Raw genomic sequence first — 23,127 nt, forward strand, 5'->3', positions numbered from 1 at the left:
AACTTCTAAGGTGTAATACGAGTTGTTTAAATGACTTATTCTAGAATCAGCATATCATCTTTAATAGCAAATGGATCAGCTTCATTGATGCGATCATAGAACATAATGCCGTTTAAGTGATCTATTTCATGTTGGACGACAATGGCCTTGTAGCCTTTGAGTTTGATACGATGTTTTTCGCCATTTTTATCAAAATAATCTACAGTAACACGAGCGTGGCGAACGACGTAACCAGGGACATCACGGTCAACAGACAAGCATCCTTCACCATCAGCTAAGGCAGCATCTTGAACGGAGTGAGCTACGATTTTGGGATTATACATGACTTCTCTTAAAGCGTAAGCCTCTTTTGGTGGTTTGCCATTTTCATCATCAGGATTTGGCAAAAGTACTGCAATAATACGCTGAGAGACATCTAGCTGTGGTGCAGCTAATCCTACACCGCCACGCAGACCTAGTTTTTCTGCCATGACAGGATCTTGTGAGTTATGTAGGAATTGCATCATTTTTTCACCTAAAAGGATCTGCTCGTCTGTTAGGGGAAAAGAAACTTCCTCTGCAATAGCACGCAAAGTAGGATTTCCCTCTCGAATAATATCCTTCATATCAATTAAATGAGCCGGTTTAATCAAATTTTCAATTACAGACATTTTCTCTCCTCGTTCTTTCTATATGATACTATAACATAAAATAGTTGAGAAAGAAAGGAAGGGGAGGCTATTTTTCTTCCAAATAGATTGCTTCTTTCTACAAAAAACTGTATCATACTAATAGTGTGATTTTGAAGGGAAATAAAATGAAGAAAATAATGGAGAAAATCAGTATCTTGAGTCTGTCTTTGGTACTGACAACGTCTTTTTCAATCTCTAGTGCTTTGCCAGCTATGTTTGATTTCTATAAGGGTTATCCTGCTGATAAGGTAGAGTTATTGGTATCTCTGCCTTCTGTCGGAATCATGGTAATGCTTGTGCTAAATAGCTTTTTAGAGCGTTTCTTATCAGAGAGAACGATGATTGTGACTGGCTTGCTTGTCATGTCACTTTGTGCCTTTGTTCCATTGTTCAATCAGTCTTACAGTGTTGTCTTTCTATCTCGTTTGATTTTTGGGCTAGGAACAGGGATGATCAATGCGAAGGCGATTTCCATTATCAGTGAACGATACCATGGGAAGGAACGTGTGCAGCTGTTAGGCTATCGAGGGTCAGCAGAAGTGGTAGGAACAGCACTTTTAACCTTGATTGTTGGTCAGCTCTTGCGCTTTGGCTGGACTGTAACTTTTCTTGCTTATAGTTTTTGCTTTTTAGTCTTAGGGCTTTTCCTTTTCTTTGTTCCTTATGAGAAAGGGGAAGACTATCATAATGAGCAAGGTAAAAAAGAAAAATGACATCTCATCAGCTTCGCCTAACCTTACTTTCTGCTTTAGTATCTGGAGTTATTGTTTTATGTAATACAACGATCAATTTACGCGTACCTAGTTTGGTTGTTTACCATCAGATAGGTACACCAGAGGTGGCTAGTTTGGTTTTGAGCGCTATGCAATTAATTGGAATTGTGGCGGGAATTAGCTTTGCGACGATGGTAGGTATTTTTAAAGGACGTTTGCTCACGATTGTAGGGATCTGTTTTGGGCTTGGTTTAATTTTGATTGGGCTTTCTCAGAATATTTGGTTCCTGGGGGTTAGTACTTTATTTGCTGGTTTTACATATAGTACCTCTCTGACAACAGTCTTTCATGTTTTATCTGAAAAAATCCCTCTACATCAAGTCAATCAAGCAGTTTCTATCACTGTTCTAGGCTGTAGTGGTGGTGCTTCAATTACGACTTTTGTCCTCTCTTTTATTGGTGGATTATCATCAGATCCTATCTTCATCTTTTCTGTTCTGGGAATCATGATGATGGGCATGGCTATTATCTCTCACTTTATAACGAAGGAAGAACATGCGTCTAGATAAATTTTTAGTTGAAAATGGTCTTGGTTCACGCACTGAAGTCAAACAACTTCTAAAAAAGGGCTTGGTGTTGGTCAATGGCAGAGCAGAGAAATCACCTAAGACTCAGATTGATGAGGCGGCAGATGATATTATCGTTTCGGGTCAAAAACTGAGTTATGAAAAATTCGTCTATTATCTTCTTAACAAGCCACAAGGGGTCATTTCGGCGACAGAAGATAATCACCACAAGACGGTTCTAGACTTGCTAGATGCTACTGCCCATCAGAAGGCGGTTTTTCCGGTGGGTCGCTTGGATATTGATACTCACGGCTTACTCCTTTTGACTAATAATGGTAAATTGGCTCATGCCATGTTATCTCCTAAAAAGCATGTTGAGAAAATCTACCGAGCTCACGTTGCTGGCCTGATGAATCACGAAGATATAGAGCGTTTTGCTGCAGGAATAGAACTGAAGGATTTTGTCTGCCAGCCAGCTCAGCTTAAGATTTTAGAGATAGATGAGGAAAAAGAAACCTCTCTCGTCGAGATTATCATTGCCGAAGGCAAGTTTCACCAAGTCAAGCGCATGGTTGCAGCTTGTGGGAAAGAAGTCACAGATTTGGAGCGCATCTCCATGGGGCCTCTGTGTTTGGACACTACTTTGGCTCTCGGAGAATGGCGGAGATTGACTGAAGAAGAGTTAGGAGCTTTGGAAATTTTTGAAGTGGAATTGTAAGAGAACCAGCGCATGAAGTGCTGGCTTTTCTAATGATGCCATCTATAAAGGACATGGGAAGGACATGACAATGCAAAAAGAGGCAAAACAAAGGATTTATGAGCAGAGCATTATCTTTTTAGCTGTGATTTCTATCTGTTTGGTTCTATTAGATTTTATCGGGTTTATTGATATTTATGTAGCACCTTACATTTGGTTAGATGGAGCGATTACACTAATTTTTGCTATAGATTATGGAGTGGGTTTCTACCTGGCTCCAGACAAGTGGCGTTTCTTCAAAAGTCATATTTTTGATCTGTTAGCGATTATTCCTTTTAGTTTGTTTTTCACTTTTTTCCGTCTTGGTCGAATTGCACGTTTAGCAAAATTAAGCAAATTATCGCGCTTAATTGGTTTGAGCAATAAGCTCAAACGATACCTAGAGCGTTTTCTTCTTAAAAATGGTTTTTTGCATTTGTTTTATATCAATGTATTGCTCCTTTTTATTGGCAGTGCAATTATTTCATATGTTGAACAAAAGCCTTTTATTGACTCGCTTTGGTGGGCCATAGCAACGGTTACCACGGTCGGTTATGGTGATGTCGTCCCAACGACTATTATTGGTAAAATGATTGCGATTATCTTGATGCTGAGTGGTATTGGGACGTTAGGCTTGCTTACTAGCTCCTTAACTAATTTTTTTGTTAGAAATGAGAATCTCACTGAGGAGAAACTTCTGAAAATTGAAAAGGAGTTGGCAGAACAACGAAAAATATTAGAAGCCATTCACTCCTATTTACAAAATAAGGAAGATTCAAGATAGAATCATTTGACAAAGCTAGACCTTCTTGGTAGAATAGGAATGTCTAAAAGGCAAATAACTTCTTCTTGGTTGCAGGCCATGCCAAACCTGCCACTCGGATGAAGCGTAAAGAAAAGGAGAATATCATGGCAATCTCAAAAGAGAAAAAAAATGAAATCATTGCACAATATGCACGTCACGAAGGTGACACTGGTTCAGTAGAGGTACAAGTTGCTGTCCTTACTTGGGAAATCAACCACCTAAATGAACACATCAAACAACACAAAAAAGACCATGCTACTTACCGTGGTTTGATGAAAAAGATTGGTCGCCGTCGTAACCTTTTGGCTTACCTTCGTAAAAACGATGTTAACCGTTACCGCGAGTTGATCAACTCTCTTGGACTTCGTCGTTAATCTTGCGTCTAAAAGGTTCCTATACTTCGTTGACTTTGCCTTGATGTACCATCAGTACAATCTTCGGCTCGCGTCGCCTTGTCTAGAAACATTTTATCCTGCAAGAATGGAGCACTCTTATTTGTAGAGTGCTTTTTCTTTTTCACTGGGATTTTAGCCCGAGCTCAAATTGGCTCTCTGGTTTTAGAGACTTTTTTATTCATCATTCATCTTAGTTCGTTTTAAGATGTTCAAATGTCGTTTCCTAGTCTAATTCTTCTAATTTTTCCAAATAAAAAGTTCTTCCATAATTTTAGAAGAACTTTTTCTATCATCGGCTTTACTCTTTCAAGAATTTTTGGATTGCAGGAGCGGCAGTGATAGCAAATTTTTCGTCGATGCGATGCTCCCCGCCTTCTACAGTGACCAGCTCTGCATTTGGAATGGTCTGACTCGCTTCGACCGCATACTGGTAGGGAACGACTGCATCATCAGTGCCATGGATAATGAGGGTCGGAGCTGTGATTTTGGTCTGCTCTGCTTGGATGTCAATGTTTAAGGCATCGATTAGATAAATCTTGCCCAGGGTAGCATTGCGGTGTGTCAGGCTATCAGGAAGTTGATTTAGGTCTGGACTTCCCAGCTGACGGTAGGTCTCCTGCACATCGTCGAACAGAACGAAGGCTGGAAAGATGAGCATGAGTTTGTGCACGCGGTCCGGATAAGCAGCAGCATAGAGACTGGCAACGACACCACCTTGGCTAGCACTGAATAAACTTATTTTGCTCTTATCTACAAAGGTCTCAGAACGAAGCTTTTCCATGACTTGAGTCAAGTCTGTGAGTTCGGTCTTGACCGACATATTCAGCATATCTTGTCCACCGCTTTTCGATTGGCGGCTGCCGCCGTAGAAATCAAAGCTGTAAACTAGATAACCTTGCTTTGCTAGCAGCTGGCTGTATATTTCATATTGCTCAAGGGTGTTGTTGAATCCATGCGCGATAACAATAGTCGGCAATTTTTTACTCTTGTAGTCACGAGGAGCAGTAATCTTTCCGTAGAGTTGCTTGTCATCGTATGAAATACTGTACTCTTCGGATACGATGTCTTCTGTCGGAGTCGGTTGCTTGTCGCTCTTCTCGCTAGAGGCTGTCTGTGTGGTTTCTGGTTTAGGAGGGGTAGGATTCGGTTTGGTCTGGAAGTGCCAGAAGAACAGAGCCAGTCCTGTCAAGCTCAAGGTTGCTAAGAAAGCCCAAATATACTTCATAGTTCTCTCCTTTCAGTATTTGTAGTATTATAGCGGAAATGAATGTATTTTACAAGAATAGAGATTGGGGATATTCTTTATTTTATGATGAGCCTAAAATGAGAAGCAAAATATTTGACAGATGTAATCAAAGTCATTACAATTAAATCATAAAATAAAAATTGCAAGAGTAATTTGAAAAAGGAGAAGTTATGATTGAAATTACTTATTTGGATGCTGTCAAGCAGGAGCGGAAGATGACCTTTGAGTCTTATCAGGAGTTTGAGCAGTCCCAGCAAGCCTGCTTGATTGGTGTGGCGGATTATTACCCGGTTAAAAAATTGACTTATAAAGGTCATGATTTGAACTATCAGGGTACTTACGGCGACGTCTTCTTTTTCCTGATGAAGCAGGATTTGACAAAATTTGACTGAGAATAAAGGAGAAAAAAATGGTAAAAGCAATCACAGATGCAACATTTGAACAAGAAACAAAAGACGGTTTAGTCTTGGTAGACTTCTGGGCGACTTGGTGTGGGCCTTGTCGCATGCAAGGGCCGATCCTTGACAAACTCTCAGAGGAACTTTCCGAAGATGAGCTCAAGATTGTCAAGATGGATGTGGACGAAAATCCAGCTACAGCAAGAGCTTTTGGCATCATGTCTATCCCGACCTTGCTCTTTAAAAAAGACGGTCAAGTCGTCAAGCAGGTAGCGGGTGTTCACACAGCCCAGCAGATTAAAGCCATTGTGGCGGAGTTGGGATAAAGTAAGATGACGGTTAGATAGGCCTGTTTTAAAATGAGACTGCTCTTGTGTTGGAGCGGCCTTTTTTATTTCGGTTATAACAATAAGAAGTTAATTTAAATCTTTGTTTGAGAATGTATATAAATATTTTTGCAATAATTGGAAATATAGATTTGATTTTGTTCTTTAAAAGAACTAAAAATCAGACCCAGATGAATAATCCGAGTCTGATTCTAAATATATGGGCTTACTCCCCCAACTCCTCACTATAGGCAATAATCTGATCTACAGTATCAGAGAGGAATCGGATGGTGTCACGGAGTGGTTTGTCCGTTGAAATATCTGCTCCGATAATCATAGCTGACTCAAGTGGAGTCTTGCTGCCGCCAGATTTGAGTAGCTCAAGCCAGTCACGGGCACCATTTTCGTCATTTTTCAGATGTAGGTAGCCGGCAGTAGAGATGACCAATCCTGCAGAGTAAGTGTAGCTGTACAGCCCCATGTAGTAGTGAGCTTGGCGCATCCAAGTCAGGGCAGCGTCGTCGTCGATTTCCACGGCATCGCCCCAGAAGTCCGTCAAGACTTCTTTCATGATAGCGTTGAGTTTGCTTGCGCCGAAAGTTCCGCCTTCTTCAATCAAAGTATAGACCTTGCGTTGGAAGGCAGCTTCCAGCAAGTGAGTGATGAAGTTGTGGAAGTAGGTATCTGTCAGACGGTGAGCCAGAGCAAATCGTTTCTGACGAGGATTATCAAACTGGCGTTCTAGATAATCACTGAGCAGGAGCTCATTAAAGGTAGATGGTGCTTCCACATAGTAGGTGGACATGTGGGCGTTGAAATAGCTTTGGTGATTGTCAGAGAAGATAAACTGACCGGAGTGTCCAATCTCGTGAATCAAAGTATAGACATCACTCATGCGGCCAGTCCAGCTCATGAGGACATAAGGGTGAACCCGATAAGGATCAGCTGCATAGCCTCCAGAGTCCTTTCCGGCATTGGCCGCAAAGTCGACCCAGCGTTCTTCCTTATAGCGGGCAACTTCTTGATAATACTCTTGTCCGAGTGGCTCGACTGACTTCATGACGAGGTCGTAGGCATCATCAATGCTGACTTCGGGATTGAGCTCGCTGTCCAAGTCCAGTTTCCAGTCGGCGAAGGTCATTTTCTCAAGTCCGTTTACCTTAGCGACATGCTTGAGGTATTTCTGAGCTACTGGGGCAAATTCGCTCATAATCAAGTCAATCTGCCGATCAAACATAGAGCGATCAACTTCTTGCTCAGCTAGCAAATAGTCAAAGACAGAGTCATAGCCTTTCATGTCAGCCAGCAGTTTTTCAGATTTGACCTGAGCCAGATAGGCAGCTGCGGCAGTGTTTTGATGCTGACGAAGGCCTTCAGAGAAAGAGCGGAAAGCTTTTTCGCGGATTTCTGCATTTTCATGGTTTTGATAGAAATTCTCATAGGTGACAAAGCTGTTTTTGTAAACTTTGCCGTCTACTTCAAAGTCAGCCATGGCAAAGTCACCGGCCCGCATCTTGGTGTAAATATCCTGTGGACTGTAAAAGACCTCGCCCAGATTGGTCAAGGCTTTTTCGACATCTGCTCCTAGATAGTGGGCTTTTTTGATTTTAGCCTGGCGGATAGCTGAAGTCAGATGGGGCTCTTGACCTAGCCTCTCCAAGACAGCCTCGTCTGCACCGACCAGGGCGTCGTCAAAGAAGCTGAGTGCGACATTGGCCTCGGTCTCAAACTCCATAGCTGCTTGGGCAATTTGCGCAAAGCTCTCGTCACCAAAATCAGTGGTCTGTGGCATAAAGCCGTAGTTACCGATGTGGCTGATTTGGATATAAATCTGCTCTAACTCAGCAAAAGCCCGCTCAAAATCTTCGAAAGTGTCGAGCTTGCCTTGGTAATCACGGACGAATTTTTGGATGTCCTCTCTGGCCTTCTCAATGGTCCGCAGGAAGTCCTCTTGGTCTTGGTAAAGGGCTGTTAGGTCCCAGAGTTCATTTTCTGGAAATTCAGAACGATGTTTTTGTTCCATAGTCTACTCCTTTTATGATATATAAAAATAGTATAGCAAAAAAGTCTATCATAGTGAAAAAAATACATTTGATACGTATGGGAAGAAAGAACGGATGAAATGTGACTTTATGCGTCATTATTCTAGTTATGTAAAAAGTTCATTAATTTTAGTGGATTTGTAGAAAAGCTGTTTCTGAGCTTTTTCTTTTGCCTGAAATTGTGGTAAAATAAGGTCTGTACGTGCTTGATACAAAGATGAGGATATAATAAGCTACTAAGACCATGAAATTAAAGTCAAAGTGCTAACTGAACACGTCCTATGAGTTGCTTAAGGTCTTAGTATCTTGATGAACTGAACACGCCCTAAAAGCTGTGTAAAAAAGATAAACTGTCTTGTCTTCATCGAAGACTTCGCCAGTTTCCTATTTTTACGTTGCTTTTGACGGTCTTAGTATCTTGAGAATTGAACACGCCTACAACTCTGTGGAAAAAGATAAATCTATCTAGGAGCAGTCGCTCCGTAGCTCGCTTTCCTATTTTCCTTTGAATTGCTTAAGGTCTTAGTATCTTGATCTTTGTAGCCAAGACGTATGAAAAAAATTGAGCATGTGCTCGGCAAGGAGTCTTTATGACAAAACAAGTTTTTAAAACCGTTTTTGCAGGTCGTGAGCTGGTAGTTGAAACCGGTCAGGTTGCAAAGCAGGCAAATGGCAGCGCCGTTGTTCGATATGGAGAAAGTACCGTTTTAACTGCGGCAACCATGTCCAAAAAGATGGCTACTGGTGACTTTTTTCCATTGCAGGTCAACTATGAGGAAAAAATGTATGCGGCTGGGAAATATCCTGGCGGCTTTAACAAGCGCGAAGGCCGTCCGTCAACAGATGCGACTTTGACTGCCCGCTTGATTGATCGTCCGATTCGTCCTATGTTTGCGGAAGGTTTCCGCAATGAAGTTCAGGTTATCAATACTGTTCTTTCTTATGACGAAGATGCTTCGCCTCAAATGGCTGCTATGTTTGGTAGCTCTCTGGCTCTTTCTATCTCAGATATTCCTTTTAACGGCCCTATTGCAGGAGTTCAAGTCGGCTATGTAGATGGTGAATTCATCATCAATCCTAGCAAGGAGCAAAAAGAAGTTTCACTTTTGGAACTGACAGTAGCTGGTACCAAAGATGCTATCAACATGGTAGAGTCTGGAGCCAAGGAACTGTCTGAAGATGTCATGCTGGAAGCTCTTCTCAAAGGGCACGAAGCGGTCAAAGAATTGATTGCCTTCCAGGAAGAAATTGTTGCTGCAGTTGGCAAGGAAAAAGCAGAAGTAGAATTGCTGCATGTTGATGAAGAGTTGCAAGCAGAGATTATCGCAGCCTATAACAGCGATTTGCAAAAGGCTGTTCAGGTAGAAGAAAAGCTGGCGCGTGAAGCAGCAACTCAGGCTGTCAAAGATCAAGTCACAGCAGTTTATGAAGAGAAATACGCAGACCACGAAGAATTCGACCGTATCATGCGTGATGTGGCTGAAATCTTGGAGCAAATGGAGCATGCGGAAGTGCGCCGTTTGATCACCGAAGATAAGGTCCGTCCTGATGGTCGTAAGGTTGATGAAATCCGTCCGCTGGATGCGGAAGTGGATTACCTACCGCGCGTGCATGGTTCAGGACTCTTTACCCGTGGGCAAACCCAAGCCTTGTCTGTCCTGACACTAGCACCAATGGGCGAAACGCAAATTGTGGACGGTTTGGATCCAGAATACAAGAAACGCTTCATGCACCACTATAACTTCCCGCAATACTCTGTCGGTGAGACAGGTCGTTATGGGGCTCCTGGCCGTCGTGAAATTGGACACGGTGCTCTTGGGGAACGTGCCTTGGAGCAAGTCTTGCCTAGCTTGGAAGAGTTTCCTTACGCTATCCGTCTGGTAGCAGAAGTCTTGGAGTCAAACGGTTCTTCCTCACAGGCCTCTATCTGTGCGGGCACTTTGGCTCTGATGGCCGGTGGTGTGCCGATTAAGGCACCGGTTGCCGGAATTGCCATGGGATTGATTTCAGATGGCAGCAACTATACGGTTCTGACGGACATTCAAGGTTTGGAAGACCATTTTGGTGATATGGACTTTAAGGTAGCTGGTACTCGCGAAGGGATTACCGCCCTGCAGATGGATATTAAGATTGAAGGGATTACAGCTGAGATCTTGACAGAAGCTCTGGCTCAGGCTAAGAAAGCCCGCTTTGAAATTCTGGACTTGATTGAAGCGACGATTCCAGCTCCACGTCTTGAGTTGGCTCCAACTGCTCCGAAAATCGACACCATCAAGATTGATGTGGACAAGATTAAGATTGTCATCGGTAAAGGTGGGGAAACTATCGACAAGATTATCGCTGAGACCGGTGTTAAGATTGACATTGATGAAGAGGGTAATGTATCCATCTACTCTAGCGATCAAGACGCGATTAATCGTGCTAAGGAAATTATTGCTGGCTTGGTCCGCGAAGCAAAAGTGGATGAAGTTTACCATGCTAAGGTTGTTCGGATTGAGAAATTCGGTGCCTTTGTCAATCTCTTTGACAAGACGGATGCACTGGTTCACATTTCAGAGCTAGCTTGGACTCGGACTAATAATGTCGAAGATGTCGTACAAATCGGTGATGAAGTGGATGTCAAGGTTATTAAGATTGATGCCAAAGGTCGGGTAGATGCTTCTATGAAAGCTCTTTTGCCACGTCCGCCTAAACCTGAAAAATCAGACAAGCACCATGATAATCATCCAGAAAGCAAGCAAGGCCATAAAAAGGATGAAGAGATTCCTCGTACTAAAGTAGAAGAATAATGAAAAAGGGTGTTGGATTCAGCTACGTTGTAAAGTTCTTCGTGAAGAAATATGAGCTGATCCCCCCTATTTTTACAACAGGAAAGGAGAAAAAGATGGGGTGGTGGAAAGAATCCATTGACATTGTAAAAGAAAATGATCCAGCAGCACGGACAACGCTGGAAGTTCTCTTGACTTACCCAGGAATTAAAGCCTTGGCAGCCCATCGTCTTTCTCATTTTTTATGGAAGCATGGCTTTAAATTATTGGCACGTATGCATAGTCAATTTTGGCGTTTTTGGACGCAAATTGAGATTCATCCAGGAGCACAGATTGAACCTGGAGTATTCATCGATCATGGAAGTGGTTTGGTGATTGGAGAAACAGCGATTGTAGAAAAAGGTGTCCTCCTTTACCATGGAGTCACTCTAGGAGGTACTGGTAAAGACATTGGTAAGCGGCATCCAACTGTTCGTAGAGGTGCTTTGATTTCTGCCCACGCCCAGCTCATTGGCCCTATCGAAATCGGAGAAAATGCCAAAGTGGGGGCGGCAGCAGTTGTCGTATCGGATGTGCCAAGTGATGTGACGGTTGTTGGTGTTCCAGCTAAGATTGTCAGAGTTCACGGTCAAAAGGATGAACCGACTATTCATGAAGTAGAGGAAAAACGAGAATATTATCTAGATAAGCTGGAGAATGCTCGTGAAGCGAGTTGCCATTCATCTGGTCTTTAAAAAACATGAGCTTAGTCAAGTTATCAAAGTAAAATCCGACAGAAAAAAGCGACGATGTCAGATTTATCAGATGCAATTTTGAACCAGGTAGTCCTTGAACTAAAAGATGACTTGGACGGTCCTGCCAAGGAGCGCTTTACAAAACTGCTACCTAGCCACCAGCGCGAATGGGCTCGCTATATCAGTGAAGCTAAAAAAGATGAAACCAAGCTGTGCCACATAGAAAAGATGAAGATGGATTTGCTGAAGCCTTAAAGAAAGAGAAGTTATGCTATTAGAGGAATTTGAAGATGTCGCAGCAGTCATTGAGCCAACTGAAAAGCCAGTCCATGACAAGGGTGAGGTGTGCGAAACCATCATCCTGTCCTTTAATGGAGAAATTCTGAAACGTTTGATTGAGTCAGAGGAAGTCTATCCAGGAGGCTATTTGAAAAGCATAAACGGCCAGCATCCATGGTATATTTATGGCCAAGGACCTAGCAAGCTGGCAGTTATGTTGGCTCCGATTGGGGCTCCCATGATAGTCGGCCAGCTGGAGGAATTGGCAGCTAGAGGCTTCAAGAATTTCATCATTCTAGGCTCCTGTGGCGTTTTGGATCGCTCAATTGAGGCGGATAAGATTATCTTGCCGTCTGCTGCTTTGCGAGATGAAGGGACTAGCTATCACTATGCTCCACCGGGTGACGAAGTAGCCTATGACGACTCTCTGTTAGTTAAGCTAGAAGCCATCTTTGACAAGCACGATATTGAACATATCCGCACCAAGTCCTGGACGACTGATGCTTTTTACCGAGAAACACCTGAGAAAGTCAAGCGTCGCTTGGCTACTGGTGCCCAAGTGGTGGACATGGAAGCTTCGGCGATCATGGCTTGGAGCCAATTTCGCAAGACCAAGGTCTATCAGTTCTTCTACACAGCTGACTATGTGGATCACCATAACCGAATCTGGGATGCTCGTCATGAAGAGCGGACAGCTGATGTCATGACTTTTTTCACGATCGCTTTGACAATAGCAAAGGAACTAGAAAGGTAACTACAAGAATGGCAGTATATTTTTACGGCTGTATCACCATGGATGGCTACTTGGCAGACAGCCAGCACAGGATAGACTGGCTGCATCAGCTTGGTTCTGTAGAGGATACAGGCTATGATGACTTTTACAGGCAAATGGATATCACCATCATGGGCAAGCGGACCTTTGAGGAAATCCAAGATTTGCAAGATGTAGAAAGTTTTTATCAAGCTACGGAAAACTATGTCTTTACGCATGATAGGCACCTGCCTGTCAGCAATTACCAGCCAGTAGCTGGGGATGTGGTGGACTTTGTTCACCAGATTGACAAAGGCAAAAATGTCTTTGTGATTGGTGGTAATTCCTTGGTAGGACCGCTCTTGGATGCGGATCTTTTCGACCACCTCATTATTCAGATAGCGCCCCTTATCCTAGGAAAGGGGGTTCCCCTCTTTACCCAAGAGGAAGGGCAGCGCTTTTACCAACTGGATAGCCTCAGACAATTTGGTCCTTTTGCAGAGCTGGTTTTCAGCCGAAAAAGTCAGAAATAGAGAAGGGAGTGGACCGCATGATTAAAATTTACGACACCATGACCCGCAGCCTACGTGAATTTGTGCCCATTGAAGAGGGCAAGGTTCGCATGTATGTCTGCGGTCCGACGGTTTATAACTATATCCATGTCGGCAATGCCCGCTCAACAGTAGCTTTTGACACGGTTCGTCGCTATTTTGAGTATCGGGGATTTGAAGTCAACTATATTTCCAATTTTACAGATGTAGATGATAAGATTATCCATCGGGCTAAGAAAGAGGGCATTACTCCCAAAGAAGTAGCTGATAAGTATATCGCAGCTTTTCATGAGGATGTCACAGCTCTGGGCGTTAAGCCGGCTACTCAGCATCCGCGTGTGATTGACTTTATGGAGGCGATCATTGACTTTGTGCAGGCTTTGGTGGACAAGGGCTATGCCTATGAGTCAGAGGGCGATGTCTACTTCCGTGTCGAAAAATCTCACAATTATGCCAAACTAGCTAACAAAACCTTGGCAGACTTGGAGTTGGGTGCTTCTGGTCGAACAGATGAAGAGACCGCCCGCAAGGAAAATCCAGTGGACTTTGCTCTCTGGAAAGCGGCTAAACCAGGTGAGATTTCCTGGGACAGTCCTTGGGGAGCAGGCCGTCCGGGCTGGCACATCGAGTGTTCAGTCATGTCAACGGAGATTTTGGGTGATACTATTGATATTCATGGTGGCGGGGCAGACCTAGAGTTTCCTCACCATACCAATGAAATCGCCCAGTCAGAGGCCAAGACTGGTCAGACTTTTGCTAACTACTGGATGCACAATGGCTTTGTCAACATCGATGACGTCAAGATGTCCAAATCTCTAGGCAATTTTATCACTGTTCACGATGCCCTTAAGACCATTGATGGTCAGGTGCTGCGTTTCTTCTTTGCTACCCAGCATTATCGCAAGCCGATTAATTTCACAGAAAAAGCTGTTCATGATGCAGCGACTAATCTCAAGTATTTGAAGAATACCTATGAGCAGCCTTTCATTGGCCAGGCAGATTCTGCTCAGCTTAAGGCCTTTCTGGACAAGTTCACCGCTGCTATGGACGAAGATTTCAATGCAGCCAACGGTATCACGGTTGTCTTCGAGTTAGCCAAGTGGATCAACTCTGGCAATTACACCGCTGAAGTCAAGGCAGCCTTTGCCAAGCTCTTAGAAGTTTTTGGTATCGTCTTTGTAGAAGAAGTCCTAGATGCGGATATTGAGCGTATGATTGAGGAACGCCAAGAAGCGCGTGCTAATCGGGATTTTGCGACTGCAGACCGTATTCGGGATGAGTTGGCCGCTCAGGGCATCAAGCTTTTGGATACTAAGGATGGAGTGAGGTGGACGCGTGACTGATGTCAACCTGATTAACGGTATTGCCCTCGCCTTTGAGGGAGATGCTGTCTACTCCATGTATATCCGGCGTCACCTGATTTTTCAGGGGCTCACTAAGCCCAATCAGCTGCACAGGGAAGCGACAAAGTACGTTTCTGCCAAGGCTCAGGCCAATCTTATCTCTCTCATGCTGGAAGAAGGGATTCTGACGGAAAAGGAAGAGGATATCTACAAGCGTGGCCGCAATGCCAACAGCCACACCAAAGCCAAAAATGCGGATATCGTCACCTACCGTATGTCTACAGGCTTTGAGGCGGTCATGGGCTACCTGCATATGACCGGAGCAATCGAACGCTTAGAAGAATTAATTGACTGGTGCATCAAGCGAGTGGAGGAAGCTACTCATGAAAACAAATGAACTACTAGCTTTGTTTCCAAAGGCTAGTCTACAAAACAAACCCAGTCAAGATAGCCAAAAAATCTCGCTTCGTCTTGACCAGCAACATTGGTTGGTTTTGGCGACAGAAGATTTAACAGATCGAGAACAGCAACTACTCGCTCTACTGACAGAAAAAGAGTCCGTTTTTTCACAAAATCCCTGGTATAGATATTTAGCATCAGAGTCCGAAGAAACACTACCTCATGAGGTTGAGGCGCTACAGTTTATTCATTGCCACCTTTTTCATTATGAGACAGAATCTATTGCGGCCTGGCTAGATATGATGCGAACTCTTTTGACCAATAAGGTTGCTTACTTTCAGACCAGCCCACAAGACTACGTTTTTGTTCTTGATCAGGGGCAGCAGTTGGCTGTTAAAGAGTTGCTGAGGGATGTCTTGTCAGCTGTCGAATATGATTTTAATCTGCGATTGGCTGTTTTGATTGGGCAAGTCTGGCCGAAATCGGTGAAAGATGAGTTGCCACAACTTTATCGAGCTGAGAGTAGCCTCTTCACCCAATGGTTAAATCGCTATCAGCAGTCTTTAGTTATACCTTTCTCACAGCTCTTTTTATGGGGGTTAGACGAGGCAAAGGATAGCCTTCTTCCTTTGAAGAGAAAATTGCATCAGCTTATAGAGGGACAAGAGCAACTGTCGGAAATTATCATTGCCCTGTGGGAAAATGGAGCAGTTGTGACCAAGGCGGCTCAGCAACTTTATATTCACCGAAACACCCTCCAATATCGCTTGGATAAGTGGGAAGAATTAACTGGTTTGCAGTTGAAGGAGTTGACGGATTTATCGCTCTGCTATCAAATTATTTTAAAAGATCTATTTTGATGTTTTGTGCAAACTGCACAAAACATTTTTAAATTTTTAGGCAATTTGCCATAGTATTGTAAAACGCTTTCAAATATAATAAAACTATAAATTTAAAAGGAGCCTATCATGGTAGAATTAAACCTAAAAAATATTTACAAAAAATATCCAAATAGTGAACACTATTCTGTTGAAGATTTCAACTTAGAAATCCAAGACAAAGAATTCATCGTATTCGTAGGACCTTCAGGATGTGGTAAATCTACAACTCTTCGTATGATTGCTGGACTTGAAGACATCACAGAAGGTGAATGTTCAATCGATGGCCGAGTGGTTAACGATGTAGCACCAAAAGACCGTGACATTGCCATGGTTTTCCAAAACTATGCCCTTTACCCTCACATGACTGTATACGATAACATGGCCTTTGGTTTGAAATTGCGTAAATACAGCAAAGATGATATTGACAAACGTGTCCAAGAAGCGGCTGAAATTCTCGGTTTGAAAGAATTCTTGGATCGTAAACCAGCTGACCTTTCAGGTGGTCAACGTCAACGTGTTGCCATGGGACGTGCGATTGTCCGTGATGCAAAAGTGTTCTTGATGGACGAGCCTTTGTCAAACTTGGATGCTAAACTTCGTGTATCTATGCGTGCTGAAATCGCTAAAATCCACCGTCGTATCGGAGCAACAACTATCTACGTAACGCACGATCAAACAGAAGCGATGACTTTGGCTGATCGTATCGTTATCATGTCAGCGACTAAGAACCCATCGGGAACTGGTACAATTGGTCGCGTAGAGCAAGTTGGTACACCACAAGAACTTTACAAGCACCCTGTCAATAAATTTGTTGCCGGCTTTATCGGAAGTCCAGCGATGAACTTTATTAATGTCACTCTCAAAGATGATGAAATCTATGCAGAAGGCATCAAATTAAAAGTTCCAGAAGGAATCTTAAAAGTCTTGAAGGAAAAAGGCTATGAAGGTAAGGAATTGATCTTTGGTATTCGTCCAGAAGACATCAATACAGAACCAGCCTTCCTTGAAACTTTCCCTGACTCAGTAGTTCACGCAACGATTTCTGTATCAGAGTTGCTTGGTTCAGAGTCTCACTTGTATTGCCAAGTCGGTCAAAATGAATTTATCGCAAAAGTAGATGCACGCGATTACTTGCAAACAGGTGCAGGCATCGATCTTGGATTTGACTTGAACAAAGCGCACTTCTTTGATAAAGAAACTGAAAAAACAGTTTACTAATTTTAAGAAAAAAGATATGTAGTTATCAAAAATGATCATGGTAAACCGTGGTCGTTTTTTGCTTTCATGTATGGCCGATGAATCCTTACTTGGTAGGAGAAAAGGCATCATAACTAAAGAAGGGAATGCTGAGCGAGAGCATGAATGAAGATCAAAGTAGATTTGCTAAGTTAGGATGATTTACGGTGCGTTGATTTTTATAGTTAAATAGTGTGATAGTAGCTGACTTCTTATATGCCACTAATTGTGATTATCTTATACTATGGAAGTTTGAGGATCGTGAGAATAAAGTTATAAAAAACTATTGACATGTTTTCTAAAAAAGGGTAGAATAGCCATATTTTGATTGAGGAGGAACTTATGTTTTCCAAGCTAAAAGGATTTTTTATTGGGCGCCCATTAAAATCCGGTAAAGATGGAGAGGATGGTCATTTATTGACCAAGCTACAGGCCTTGGCTATGCTCTCTAGTGATGCCTTGTCATCTATTGCTTACGGACCAGAGCAGGTTGTTTTGGTCTTAACTTCTGTTTCTATTGGAGCGATTTGGTGGTCTATTCCGATAGGAATCCTTGTATTGGTTTTATTGGCGAGTTTAACCATTTCCTATCGTCAGGTTATCCATGCTTACCCTCAAGGAGGAGGGGCTTATATGGTGACGACAGAAAATCTTTCTCCGACAGCAGGTTTAATTGCAGGTGGAAGTTTATTGGTTGATTATATGCTGACAGTAGCGGTTTCGGTCGCGTCAGGAGCAGATGCCATTACCTCAGCAATTCCTGTCTTGCACCCTTACAATTTACACATCTCGGTTTTATTAGTCCTCTTATTGATGCTCATGAATCTTCGAGGGCTAAAAGAGTCTGCGACATCCTTAATGATTCCTGTCTATCTTTTTATTGTCAGCACTTTGCTGTTGATTGCTTTTGGTTTTGTGCAAATCATGACAGGAAACTTGGAGTATCAGGCAACTGCCCATCTCGGGACTTCTATTACTGGAGTAAGCATGATCTTGTTGCTCCGAGCATTCACCAGTGGCTCTGCTTCTTTGACAGGAGTGGAGGCCATATCTAATTCGGTTCCCTTTTTCAAGAAGCCGAAAGCTCAAAATGCTGCAACAACCCTATCTATTATGGCTTTAATCCTAGGAGTCATGTTCGCAGGAATTACTTTTTTAAATTATTGGGTTGGGATTGTTCCTGTCAAAGGTGTAACCACCTTGGCTCAGATGGCTCAGGCAATCTTGGGAAGTTCTCCACTTGGTCGTATTTTATTCTACGTTTTTCAATTGTCAACAGCTTTGATCTTAGCAGTTGCGGCTAATACAGGATTCTCAGCTTTTCCAGTGCTTTCCTACAATATGGCTAAGAATAAATATATGCCACATATGTATATGGAAAAAGGAGATCGACTCAGCTATTCAAACGGAATTTTCACATTGGCCTTTGGGGCTATTGCCCTTTTGTGGATTTTTAAAGGGAATACGGAGCGCTTAATCCCACTGTATACTATTGGTGTATTTGTACCATTTGCACTCTCCCAGACAGGTATGGTTCTCCATTGGAAGAAAAAGTTTGGAAAAGATTTCTTGAAGCATTCAGTTGCGAATATTCTTGGTGCTGTTATTTGTTACGGGATTGTCCTTATTTTACTTTTATTCCGTCTCGGCGATATTTGGCCCTTCTTTCCAATTATCATTGTCTTGACATGGCTGTTTTTAGCTATTAAACAGCACTACAACAGAGTCGCAAGACAGTTGAGATTAGAAGAACATATCGAGCGTCAGAATTACACGGGCAATACCGTGATTGTACTAGTCGGTAATGTCACTCGCGTCAGTATTGGAGCAATGAGCTATGCTCGTAGCATCGGAGACGATGTCGTCGCAATGCACGTCTCAACAACTGAGACTGCTAAAAAGGATGCTGAAGTTGCAGAGGAATTTGCAGACTACTTCCCTGATATCCGATTTGAGACAGTTACAACTAGCTACCGCAATATCATCAGTCCGACAGTTCAGTATGTGATCAAGGTGGCAAAGAAAGCTAAAAAAGAAGGACGAACAGTGACAGTTTTAGTCCCTCAATTTATTCCTAAAAAGAGCTGGCAAAATATTCTACATAATCAGATGAGCTTAAAATTGAAATATTATTTAAAATGGTACGAAGATGTTGTAGTTGCAAGTTATTCTTACCACTTAAAGGAATGAGTAATACCATTATTAAAAGAGGCTGGGACAAAAGTCCTAGCCTCTCAATTGTCTTTGGATTGTCGAGCATGACGCAGTGGTTGAGTGGGCTCTACTACGCTGATTTCATCAGCTTTTACAGCCCTACTCAACTGTGCGGAGGTGGGACGACAAAATCGAATTCTAACGAATTACCGATTTCTGTCCCACTCTCTTTGTATTTTATTTATGAGCGTTGAAGCACTAGCCTACTTGTTCCTCTTTATAATTAGTGTAAAAGTTCACTTTTAATTCAATAAAGGTTTGCAGATCCCTCAGAAGTTGGAGAAGTGTTGCTCTGGTTTCAAATTCTAATCTAGTTTTAGGAAGAGGTCGTTTGCGGAAGGCTGCTAGATAGCGATCAATTTCATCTAATAAATCATGGCCGGGATTTTCCTGGCTCAGTTGCTGGGCTGTTTTTGAAAAGAGTTTCGCTAAAATGATGCTTTCACTAGCGGCCAGACGACAGTTATTGATATTGCTAGCCATATCCAGCAAGATATGATTTTGAGCTCGTCGCATTTCAAAATAGTGGATGTGGTAGTTGGTTTGGTGAAAGAGGTGGTTAGAATGATCTAAGTAGACAAGTTTTAAAGCTTGTTCCAGAGTGTCATCAAGTTCTTTTATTAGGGTCGCGTCGTTTCGCCCATCTCCAGATTTTAAGAAATATTCAAAGCGAAGCAAAATTTTTTTCAGTTGTTCTTCGACTTGTTCGTGATAGCTGTCAATCTCCTCTTGATGCGAGGGCATATAGAGATTGGCTAAGAGTGCAAAGCCAGTTCCAATGAGAAACAGAGCTAGTTCATTGCTAAGAAGTGGCCAGGAAGTGGATTTTTCTAAAAGCAGATGGGTGACCAGGACAGTACTGGGTGTAATGCCGATTTCCCAACCTAGATGAAAGGCTAGAGGCACATAGACTGTAATATAGAGGGCTAACGCTATGAGGTTGAAGCCCAGAAAGTGAAAGGATAGGCTGCCAACAGCAAGAGCCAGCAGGGTGGATAAAAAGCGATTCTGTGCAAGTTTTAAAGTGCTTCGGCGAGTATCTGAGATGCTGAGAATAGCAATAATACCAGCCGAGGTTGAGTAGGCTAGACCTAAAAAGTTCGCCGCCCAGGCAGCTAGACAGGTTGCCAGGACTAGTTTGATAGTCCGATGAAGAAGGGGCATAGATTGTGTTCTTCCTTTTTTAGAGTTCTTTTATTATACCATGACTTGATAGAAAAGCGGGATAGAGAGATTGCGTGATCAGGATTTTGTCTCAGCTGAATGACTTCTGCTTTTATTTTGAAAGCTTTATGATATACTAGATTTATGGAAAAAAACGATATTGTCTATGGTGTACATGCAGTGACAGAGGCTCTCGTAGCTAACACTGGAAATAAACTGTATATTCAAGAAGATTTGCATGGTAACAAGGTTGAAAAAATCAAGAATCTAGCAGCGGAAAAAAAGGTTTCCATCTCCTGGACGCCTAAGAAGACCTTGCAGGAAATGACCGATGGTGCAGTTCATCAAGGCTTTGTCCTGCGGGTTGCGGAGTTCGCCTATACTGACTTCGGGGAGCTACTGAAAAGAGCGAAGGAGGAGGACAATCCTCTCTTATTGATTTTGGACGGGCTGACTGACCCGCACAATCTAGGCTCTATCTTGCGGACAGCTGACGCGACCAATGTGGCTGGAGTCATCATTCCTAAACACCGTGCGGTCGGTGTGACACCAGTCGTAGCTAAAACCTCTACTGGCGCTATTGAGCATATTCCCATTGCCCGTGTGACGAATATCAGTCAAACACTGGACAAGCTCAAGGAAGCTGGTTTCTGGATTTTCGGGACAGATATGCAAGGGACACCTTCTCATAAGTGGAATACAGCTGGTAAGCTTGCCCTCATCATTGGCAGTGAAGGGAAAGGGATCTCAAGCAATATCAAGAAGCAGGTGGACGAGATGATTTCCATTCCCATGAATGGGCATGTACAAAGTCTCAATGCTAGCGTCGCTGCGGCCATTCTCATGTATGAAGTGTTTAGAAATCGTCTATAACAAGAAATAATGGAGAAAAAAATGACTTTTAAAATTTTAACAGACTCAACAACAGATTTATCAGAAAAATGGGCTTTAGAGCATGATGTTGCTATCGTAGGACTGACGATTCAGTTAGATGGAGTAACCTATGAGACAGTTGGAGAGAATAAACTCACCAGTAAAGTCCTGCTTGATAAGATGAATACTGGTAGCCAACCTACAACTAGCCAGATTAATGTTGGCCAATTTGAAGATGTTTTTAAAAAATACGCAAAAGCTGGCGAGCCACTTTTGTATGTTGCTTTTGCTTCTTCATTGTCCGGCACATATCAAAGTGCTGTTATGGCTAAGGATATGGTCTTAGAAGAATATCCTGAAGCAGTGATTGAAATTTTTGATAGTCGTGCTGCTTCTATGGGTGAAGGCTTACTTGTAATGGAAGCAGTTATGGCGCGTGCAGAAGGAAAGTCACTGACAGAGACGGTAGATTTACTTTTGAATCTACGTTCTAAAGTACAAACTTATTTTTTAGTGGATGACTTAAATCATTTGGTACGTGGTGGTCGTATTTCAAAAGCTGCTGCTGTGATTGGGAGTTTAGCAAGTATTAAGCCAATCATCACGGTGCAAGCAGATGGAAGTTTGAAGCCGATTGCTAAAGTTCGCGGCAAGAAAAAGGCTCAGACAGAATGCGTGCGGATGCTATTGGAAAATATTGCAGACGAGCGAGCTGTTATTGCACATGCAAATGCAGTTGATGCGGCCGATAATTTGAAAGAATTGCTGTTAGCTGATGGACGGGTAAAAGAAGTGTTGATAGAACCACTTGGACCAGTCATTGCAACCCACGTTGGGCCTGGGACATTAGCTTTATTTGGCTTTTCGACAGATGATCGAGAGTAGATGACGTCTGAAAGCGAAATCAGAGCAAAAAGTGAAATATTTCCTACAAATATATTGACTTTTACCCTAAAAATTTGGTATGATAGTAGGCGGTATTGTTTACCCCATTTGTAAGGCCCCGGAACCTTTCAAATAACTTGCGGACCGGAACATCCGCCCTGTAAACAAAAACGATATTCATATAGGAGAAATCATGAACAAAACAACATACATGGCTAAGCCAGGTGAAGTTGAACGCAAATGGTATGTAGTAGATGCTACTGATGTACCTCTTGGACGCCTTTCTGCTGTTGTAGCAAGCGTACTTCGTGGAAAAAACAAACCAACATTCACACCGCACACTGATACAGGTGACTTTGTTATCGTTATCAATGCTGAAAAAGTTAAATTAACTGGTAAAAAAGCTACTGATAAAGTTTACTACACTCATTCATTGTATCCAGGTGGATTAAAATCTATCACTGCTGGTGAACTTCGTTCTAAGAACGCTGTTCGTTTGATCGAGAAATCAGTTAAAGGTATGCTTCCACACAATACTCTTGGCCGTGCTCAAGGTATGAAATTGAAAGTATTTGTAGGCGCTGAGCACACTCACGCTGCACAACAACCAGAAGTTCTTGATATTTCAGGACTTATCTAAGGAAAGGAACAAATAAGCTATGTCACAAGCACAATATGCAGGTACTGGACGTCGTAAAAACGCTGTTGCACGCGTTCGCCTTGTTCCAGGAACTGGTAAAATCACTGTAAACAAAAAAGATGTTGAAGAGTACATCCCACACGCTGACCTTCGTTTGGTTATCAACCAACCATTTGCAGTTACTTCAACTGCTGGTCAATACGACGTTTTCGTAAACGTAAACGGTGGAGGCTACGGTGGTCAAGCAGGAGCTATCCGTCACGGTATCGCTCGTGCACTTCTTCAAGTAGACCCTGACTTCCGCGATTCTCTTAAACGCGCTGGACTTCTTACTCGTGATGCTCGTATGGTAGAACGTAAGAAACCAGGTCTTAAGAAAGCTCGTAAAGCTTCACAATTTTCAAAACGTTAATTCGAGAGAATTACTATACTTACAAAGAGCACCTTTCTTGGTGTTCTTTTTTATATTTCTATACTAAATTGGTGCAATTGACACAGTTGTTGCAACTTT

General features: G+C 42.6%; 23 protein-coding genes and 1 pseudogene. 20 read left to right on the plus strand and 4 right to left on the minus strand.

Annotation, left to right across the window (positions count from 1 at the left end; translation table 11 throughout):
• Positions 1-35 precede the first annotated feature (35 nt).
• Entirely contained in the window at positions 36-650 is a 615-nt protein-coding gene (gene def, locus HMPREF9182_RS07610; protein WP_009754969.1) for a peptide deformylase, read from the minus strand.
• 146 nt (positions 651-796) lie between these two features.
• Between def and HMPREF9182_RS07615 the strand changes: the two are divergent.
• The 4 genes and pseudogenes from HMPREF9182_RS07615 to rpsO all read left to right on the plus strand — a co-directional run bounded on the left by HMPREF9182_RS07615 (position 797) and on the right by rpsO (position 3,865).
• Positions 797-1,953: pseudogene (locus tag HMPREF9182_RS07615) on the plus strand (MFS transporter).
• Entirely contained in the window at positions 1,940-2,668 is a 729-nt protein-coding gene (locus HMPREF9182_RS07620; RefSeq protein ID WP_009443104.1) for a pseudouridine synthase, read from the plus strand. The pseudogene HMPREF9182_RS07615 and the gene HMPREF9182_RS07620 overlap by 14 nt, the downstream one beginning before the upstream one ends.
• 70 nt (positions 2,669-2,738) lie before the next feature.
• Complete coding sequence (locus HMPREF9182_RS07625) at positions 2,739-3,470, plus strand: potassium channel family protein (RefSeq protein ID WP_009443577.1); 732 nt, start codon at positions 2,739-2,741, stop codon at positions 3,468-3,470.
• A 125-nt stretch (positions 3,471-3,595) separates the two neighbouring features.
• Positions 3,596-3,865 (plus strand): 30S ribosomal protein S15, encoded by a 270-nt coding sequence (rpsO, locus tag HMPREF9182_RS07630; protein ID WP_001018251.1) that lies wholly within the window; start codon positions 3,596-3,598, stop codon positions 3,863-3,865.
• A gap of 319 nt (positions 3,866-4,184) precedes the next feature.
• On the opposite strand, the gene HMPREF9182_RS07635 is transcribed toward rpsO, so the two are convergent.
• Positions 4,185-5,111 carry an alpha/beta hydrolase family protein gene (locus HMPREF9182_RS07635; RefSeq protein WP_009444020.1) on the minus strand — a complete coding sequence of 309 codons (927 nt, stop codon included), beginning with the start codon at positions 5,109-5,111 and terminating at the stop codon, positions 4,185-4,187.
• A gap of 191 nt (positions 5,112-5,302) precedes the next feature.
• On the opposite strand from HMPREF9182_RS07635, the gene HMPREF9182_RS07640 reads away from it, so the two are divergent.
• Both HMPREF9182_RS07640 and trxA read left to right on the plus strand, forming a co-directional pair.
• Positions 5,303-5,524, plus strand: a complete 222-nt coding sequence (locus HMPREF9182_RS07640; RefSeq protein WP_002899027.1) for a DUF4649 family protein — start codon at positions 5,303-5,305, stop codon at positions 5,522-5,524.
• Positions 5,525-5,541: 17 nt separating this feature from the next.
• Positions 5,542-5,856, plus strand: a complete 315-nt coding sequence (gene trxA / locus HMPREF9182_RS07645; RefSeq protein WP_009443893.1) for a thioredoxin — start codon at positions 5,542-5,544, stop codon at positions 5,854-5,856.
• A gap of 226 nt (positions 5,857-6,082) precedes the next feature.
• Here trxA and pepF read toward each other — a convergent pair whose 3' ends face one another.
• Positions 6,083-7,879, minus strand: coding sequence for an oligoendopeptidase F (gene pepF / locus HMPREF9182_RS07650; protein WP_009754863.1), 1,797 nt, complete (start codon positions 7,877-7,879; stop codon positions 6,083-6,085).
• 609 nt (positions 7,880-8,488) lie between these two features.
• Between pepF and pnp the strand changes: the two genes are divergently transcribed.
• The 10 genes from pnp to HMPREF9182_RS07700 all read left to right on the plus strand — a co-directional run bounded on the left by pnp (position 8,489) and on the right by HMPREF9182_RS07700 (position 19,030).
• Positions 8,489-10,687 (plus strand): polyribonucleotide nucleotidyltransferase, encoded by a 2,199-nt coding sequence (gene pnp / locus HMPREF9182_RS07655; RefSeq protein ID WP_009754625.1) that lies wholly within the window; start codon positions 8,489-8,491, stop codon positions 10,685-10,687.
• A 95-nt stretch (positions 10,688-10,782) separates the two neighbouring features.
• Positions 10,783-11,400 carry a serine O-acetyltransferase gene (cysE, locus tag HMPREF9182_RS07660; protein ID WP_009755071.1) on the plus strand — a complete coding sequence of 206 codons (618 nt, stop codon included), beginning with the start codon at positions 10,783-10,785 and terminating at the stop codon, positions 11,398-11,400.
• Between the two features lie 54 nt (positions 11,401-11,454).
• Positions 11,455-11,655, plus strand: a complete 201-nt coding sequence (locus HMPREF9182_RS07665; RefSeq protein WP_009754428.1) for a YdeI/OmpD-associated family protein — start codon at positions 11,455-11,457, stop codon at positions 11,653-11,655.
• Between the two features lie 13 nt (positions 11,656-11,668).
• A complete protein-coding gene (locus HMPREF9182_RS07670; RefSeq protein ID WP_009443425.1) occupies positions 11,669-12,433 on the plus strand; it encodes a nucleoside phosphorylase in 765 nt (254 codons plus the stop codon).
• Between the two features lie 8 nt (positions 12,434-12,441).
• Positions 12,442-12,963, plus strand: a complete 522-nt coding sequence (locus HMPREF9182_RS07675; RefSeq protein ID WP_000301974.1) for a dihydrofolate reductase family protein — start codon at positions 12,442-12,444, stop codon at positions 12,961-12,963.
• A 17-nt stretch (positions 12,964-12,980) separates the two neighbouring features.
• Entirely contained in the window at positions 12,981-14,324 is a 1,344-nt protein-coding gene (gene cysS, locus HMPREF9182_RS07680) for a cysteine--tRNA ligase (RefSeq protein WP_009443653.1), read from the plus strand.
• Positions 14,317-14,721, plus strand: coding sequence for a Mini-ribonuclease 3 (locus tag HMPREF9182_RS07685; protein WP_009443471.1), 405 nt, complete (start codon positions 14,317-14,319; stop codon positions 14,719-14,721). The genes cysS and HMPREF9182_RS07685 overlap by 8 nt, the downstream gene beginning before the upstream one ends.
• On the plus strand, positions 14,708-15,583 hold the full coding sequence (locus tag HMPREF9182_RS07690; RefSeq protein WP_009443183.1) for a helix-turn-helix domain-containing protein: 876 nt from the start codon (positions 14,708-14,710) through the stop codon (positions 15,581-15,583). Before HMPREF9182_RS07685 ends, HMPREF9182_RS07690 begins: the two co-directional genes overlap by 14 nt.
• Before the next feature lie 108 nt (positions 15,584-15,691).
• Positions 15,692-16,822: an ABC transporter ATP-binding protein gene (locus HMPREF9182_RS07695; RefSeq protein ID WP_009754504.1), complete on the plus strand. Its 1,131-nt coding sequence runs from the start codon at positions 15,692-15,694 to the stop codon at positions 16,820-16,822.
• Between the two features lie 360 nt (positions 16,823-17,182).
• Positions 17,183-19,030 (plus strand): APC family permease, encoded by a 1,848-nt coding sequence (locus HMPREF9182_RS07700; protein WP_009754567.1) that lies wholly within the window; start codon positions 17,183-17,185, stop codon positions 19,028-19,030.
• 222 nt (positions 19,031-19,252) lie between these two features.
• Here HMPREF9182_RS07700 and HMPREF9182_RS07705 read toward each other — a convergent pair whose 3' ends face one another.
• On the minus strand, positions 19,253-20,218 hold the full coding sequence (locus HMPREF9182_RS07705; RefSeq protein ID WP_009443336.1) for an aromatic acid exporter family protein: 966 nt from the start codon (positions 20,216-20,218) through the stop codon (positions 19,253-19,255).
• Between the two features lie 144 nt (positions 20,219-20,362).
• Here HMPREF9182_RS07705 and rlmB point away from each other — a divergent pair, with 144 nt between their 5' ends.
• From rlmB to rpsI, 4 genes are all read left to right on the plus strand, one after another.
• Positions 20,363-21,091 carry a 23S rRNA (guanosine(2251)-2'-O)-methyltransferase RlmB gene (gene rlmB, locus HMPREF9182_RS07710; RefSeq protein WP_009755004.1) on the plus strand — a complete coding sequence of 243 codons (729 nt, stop codon included), beginning with the start codon at positions 20,363-20,365 and terminating at the stop codon, positions 21,089-21,091.
• A gap of 21 nt (positions 21,092-21,112) precedes the next feature.
• Positions 21,113-21,976, plus strand: coding sequence for a DegV family protein (locus HMPREF9182_RS07715; RefSeq protein ID WP_009443576.1), 864 nt, complete (start codon positions 21,113-21,115; stop codon positions 21,974-21,976).
• A gap of 193 nt (positions 21,977-22,169) precedes the next feature.
• Entirely contained in the window at positions 22,170-22,616 is a 447-nt protein-coding gene (gene rplM / locus HMPREF9182_RS07720; protein WP_009443163.1) for a 50S ribosomal protein L13, read from the plus strand.
• Between the two features lie 19 nt (positions 22,617-22,635).
• Entirely contained in the window at positions 22,636-23,028 is a 393-nt protein-coding gene (gene rpsI / locus HMPREF9182_RS07725; RefSeq protein ID WP_008808378.1) for a 30S ribosomal protein S9, read from the plus strand.
• Positions 23,029-23,127: the final 99 nt, after the last annotated feature.

The sequence above is a fragment of the Streptococcus sp. oral taxon 056 str. F0418 genome (assembly GCF_000220065.1).
Taxonomy (GTDB): domain Bacteria; phylum Bacillota; class Bacilli; order Lactobacillales; family Streptococcaceae; genus Streptococcus.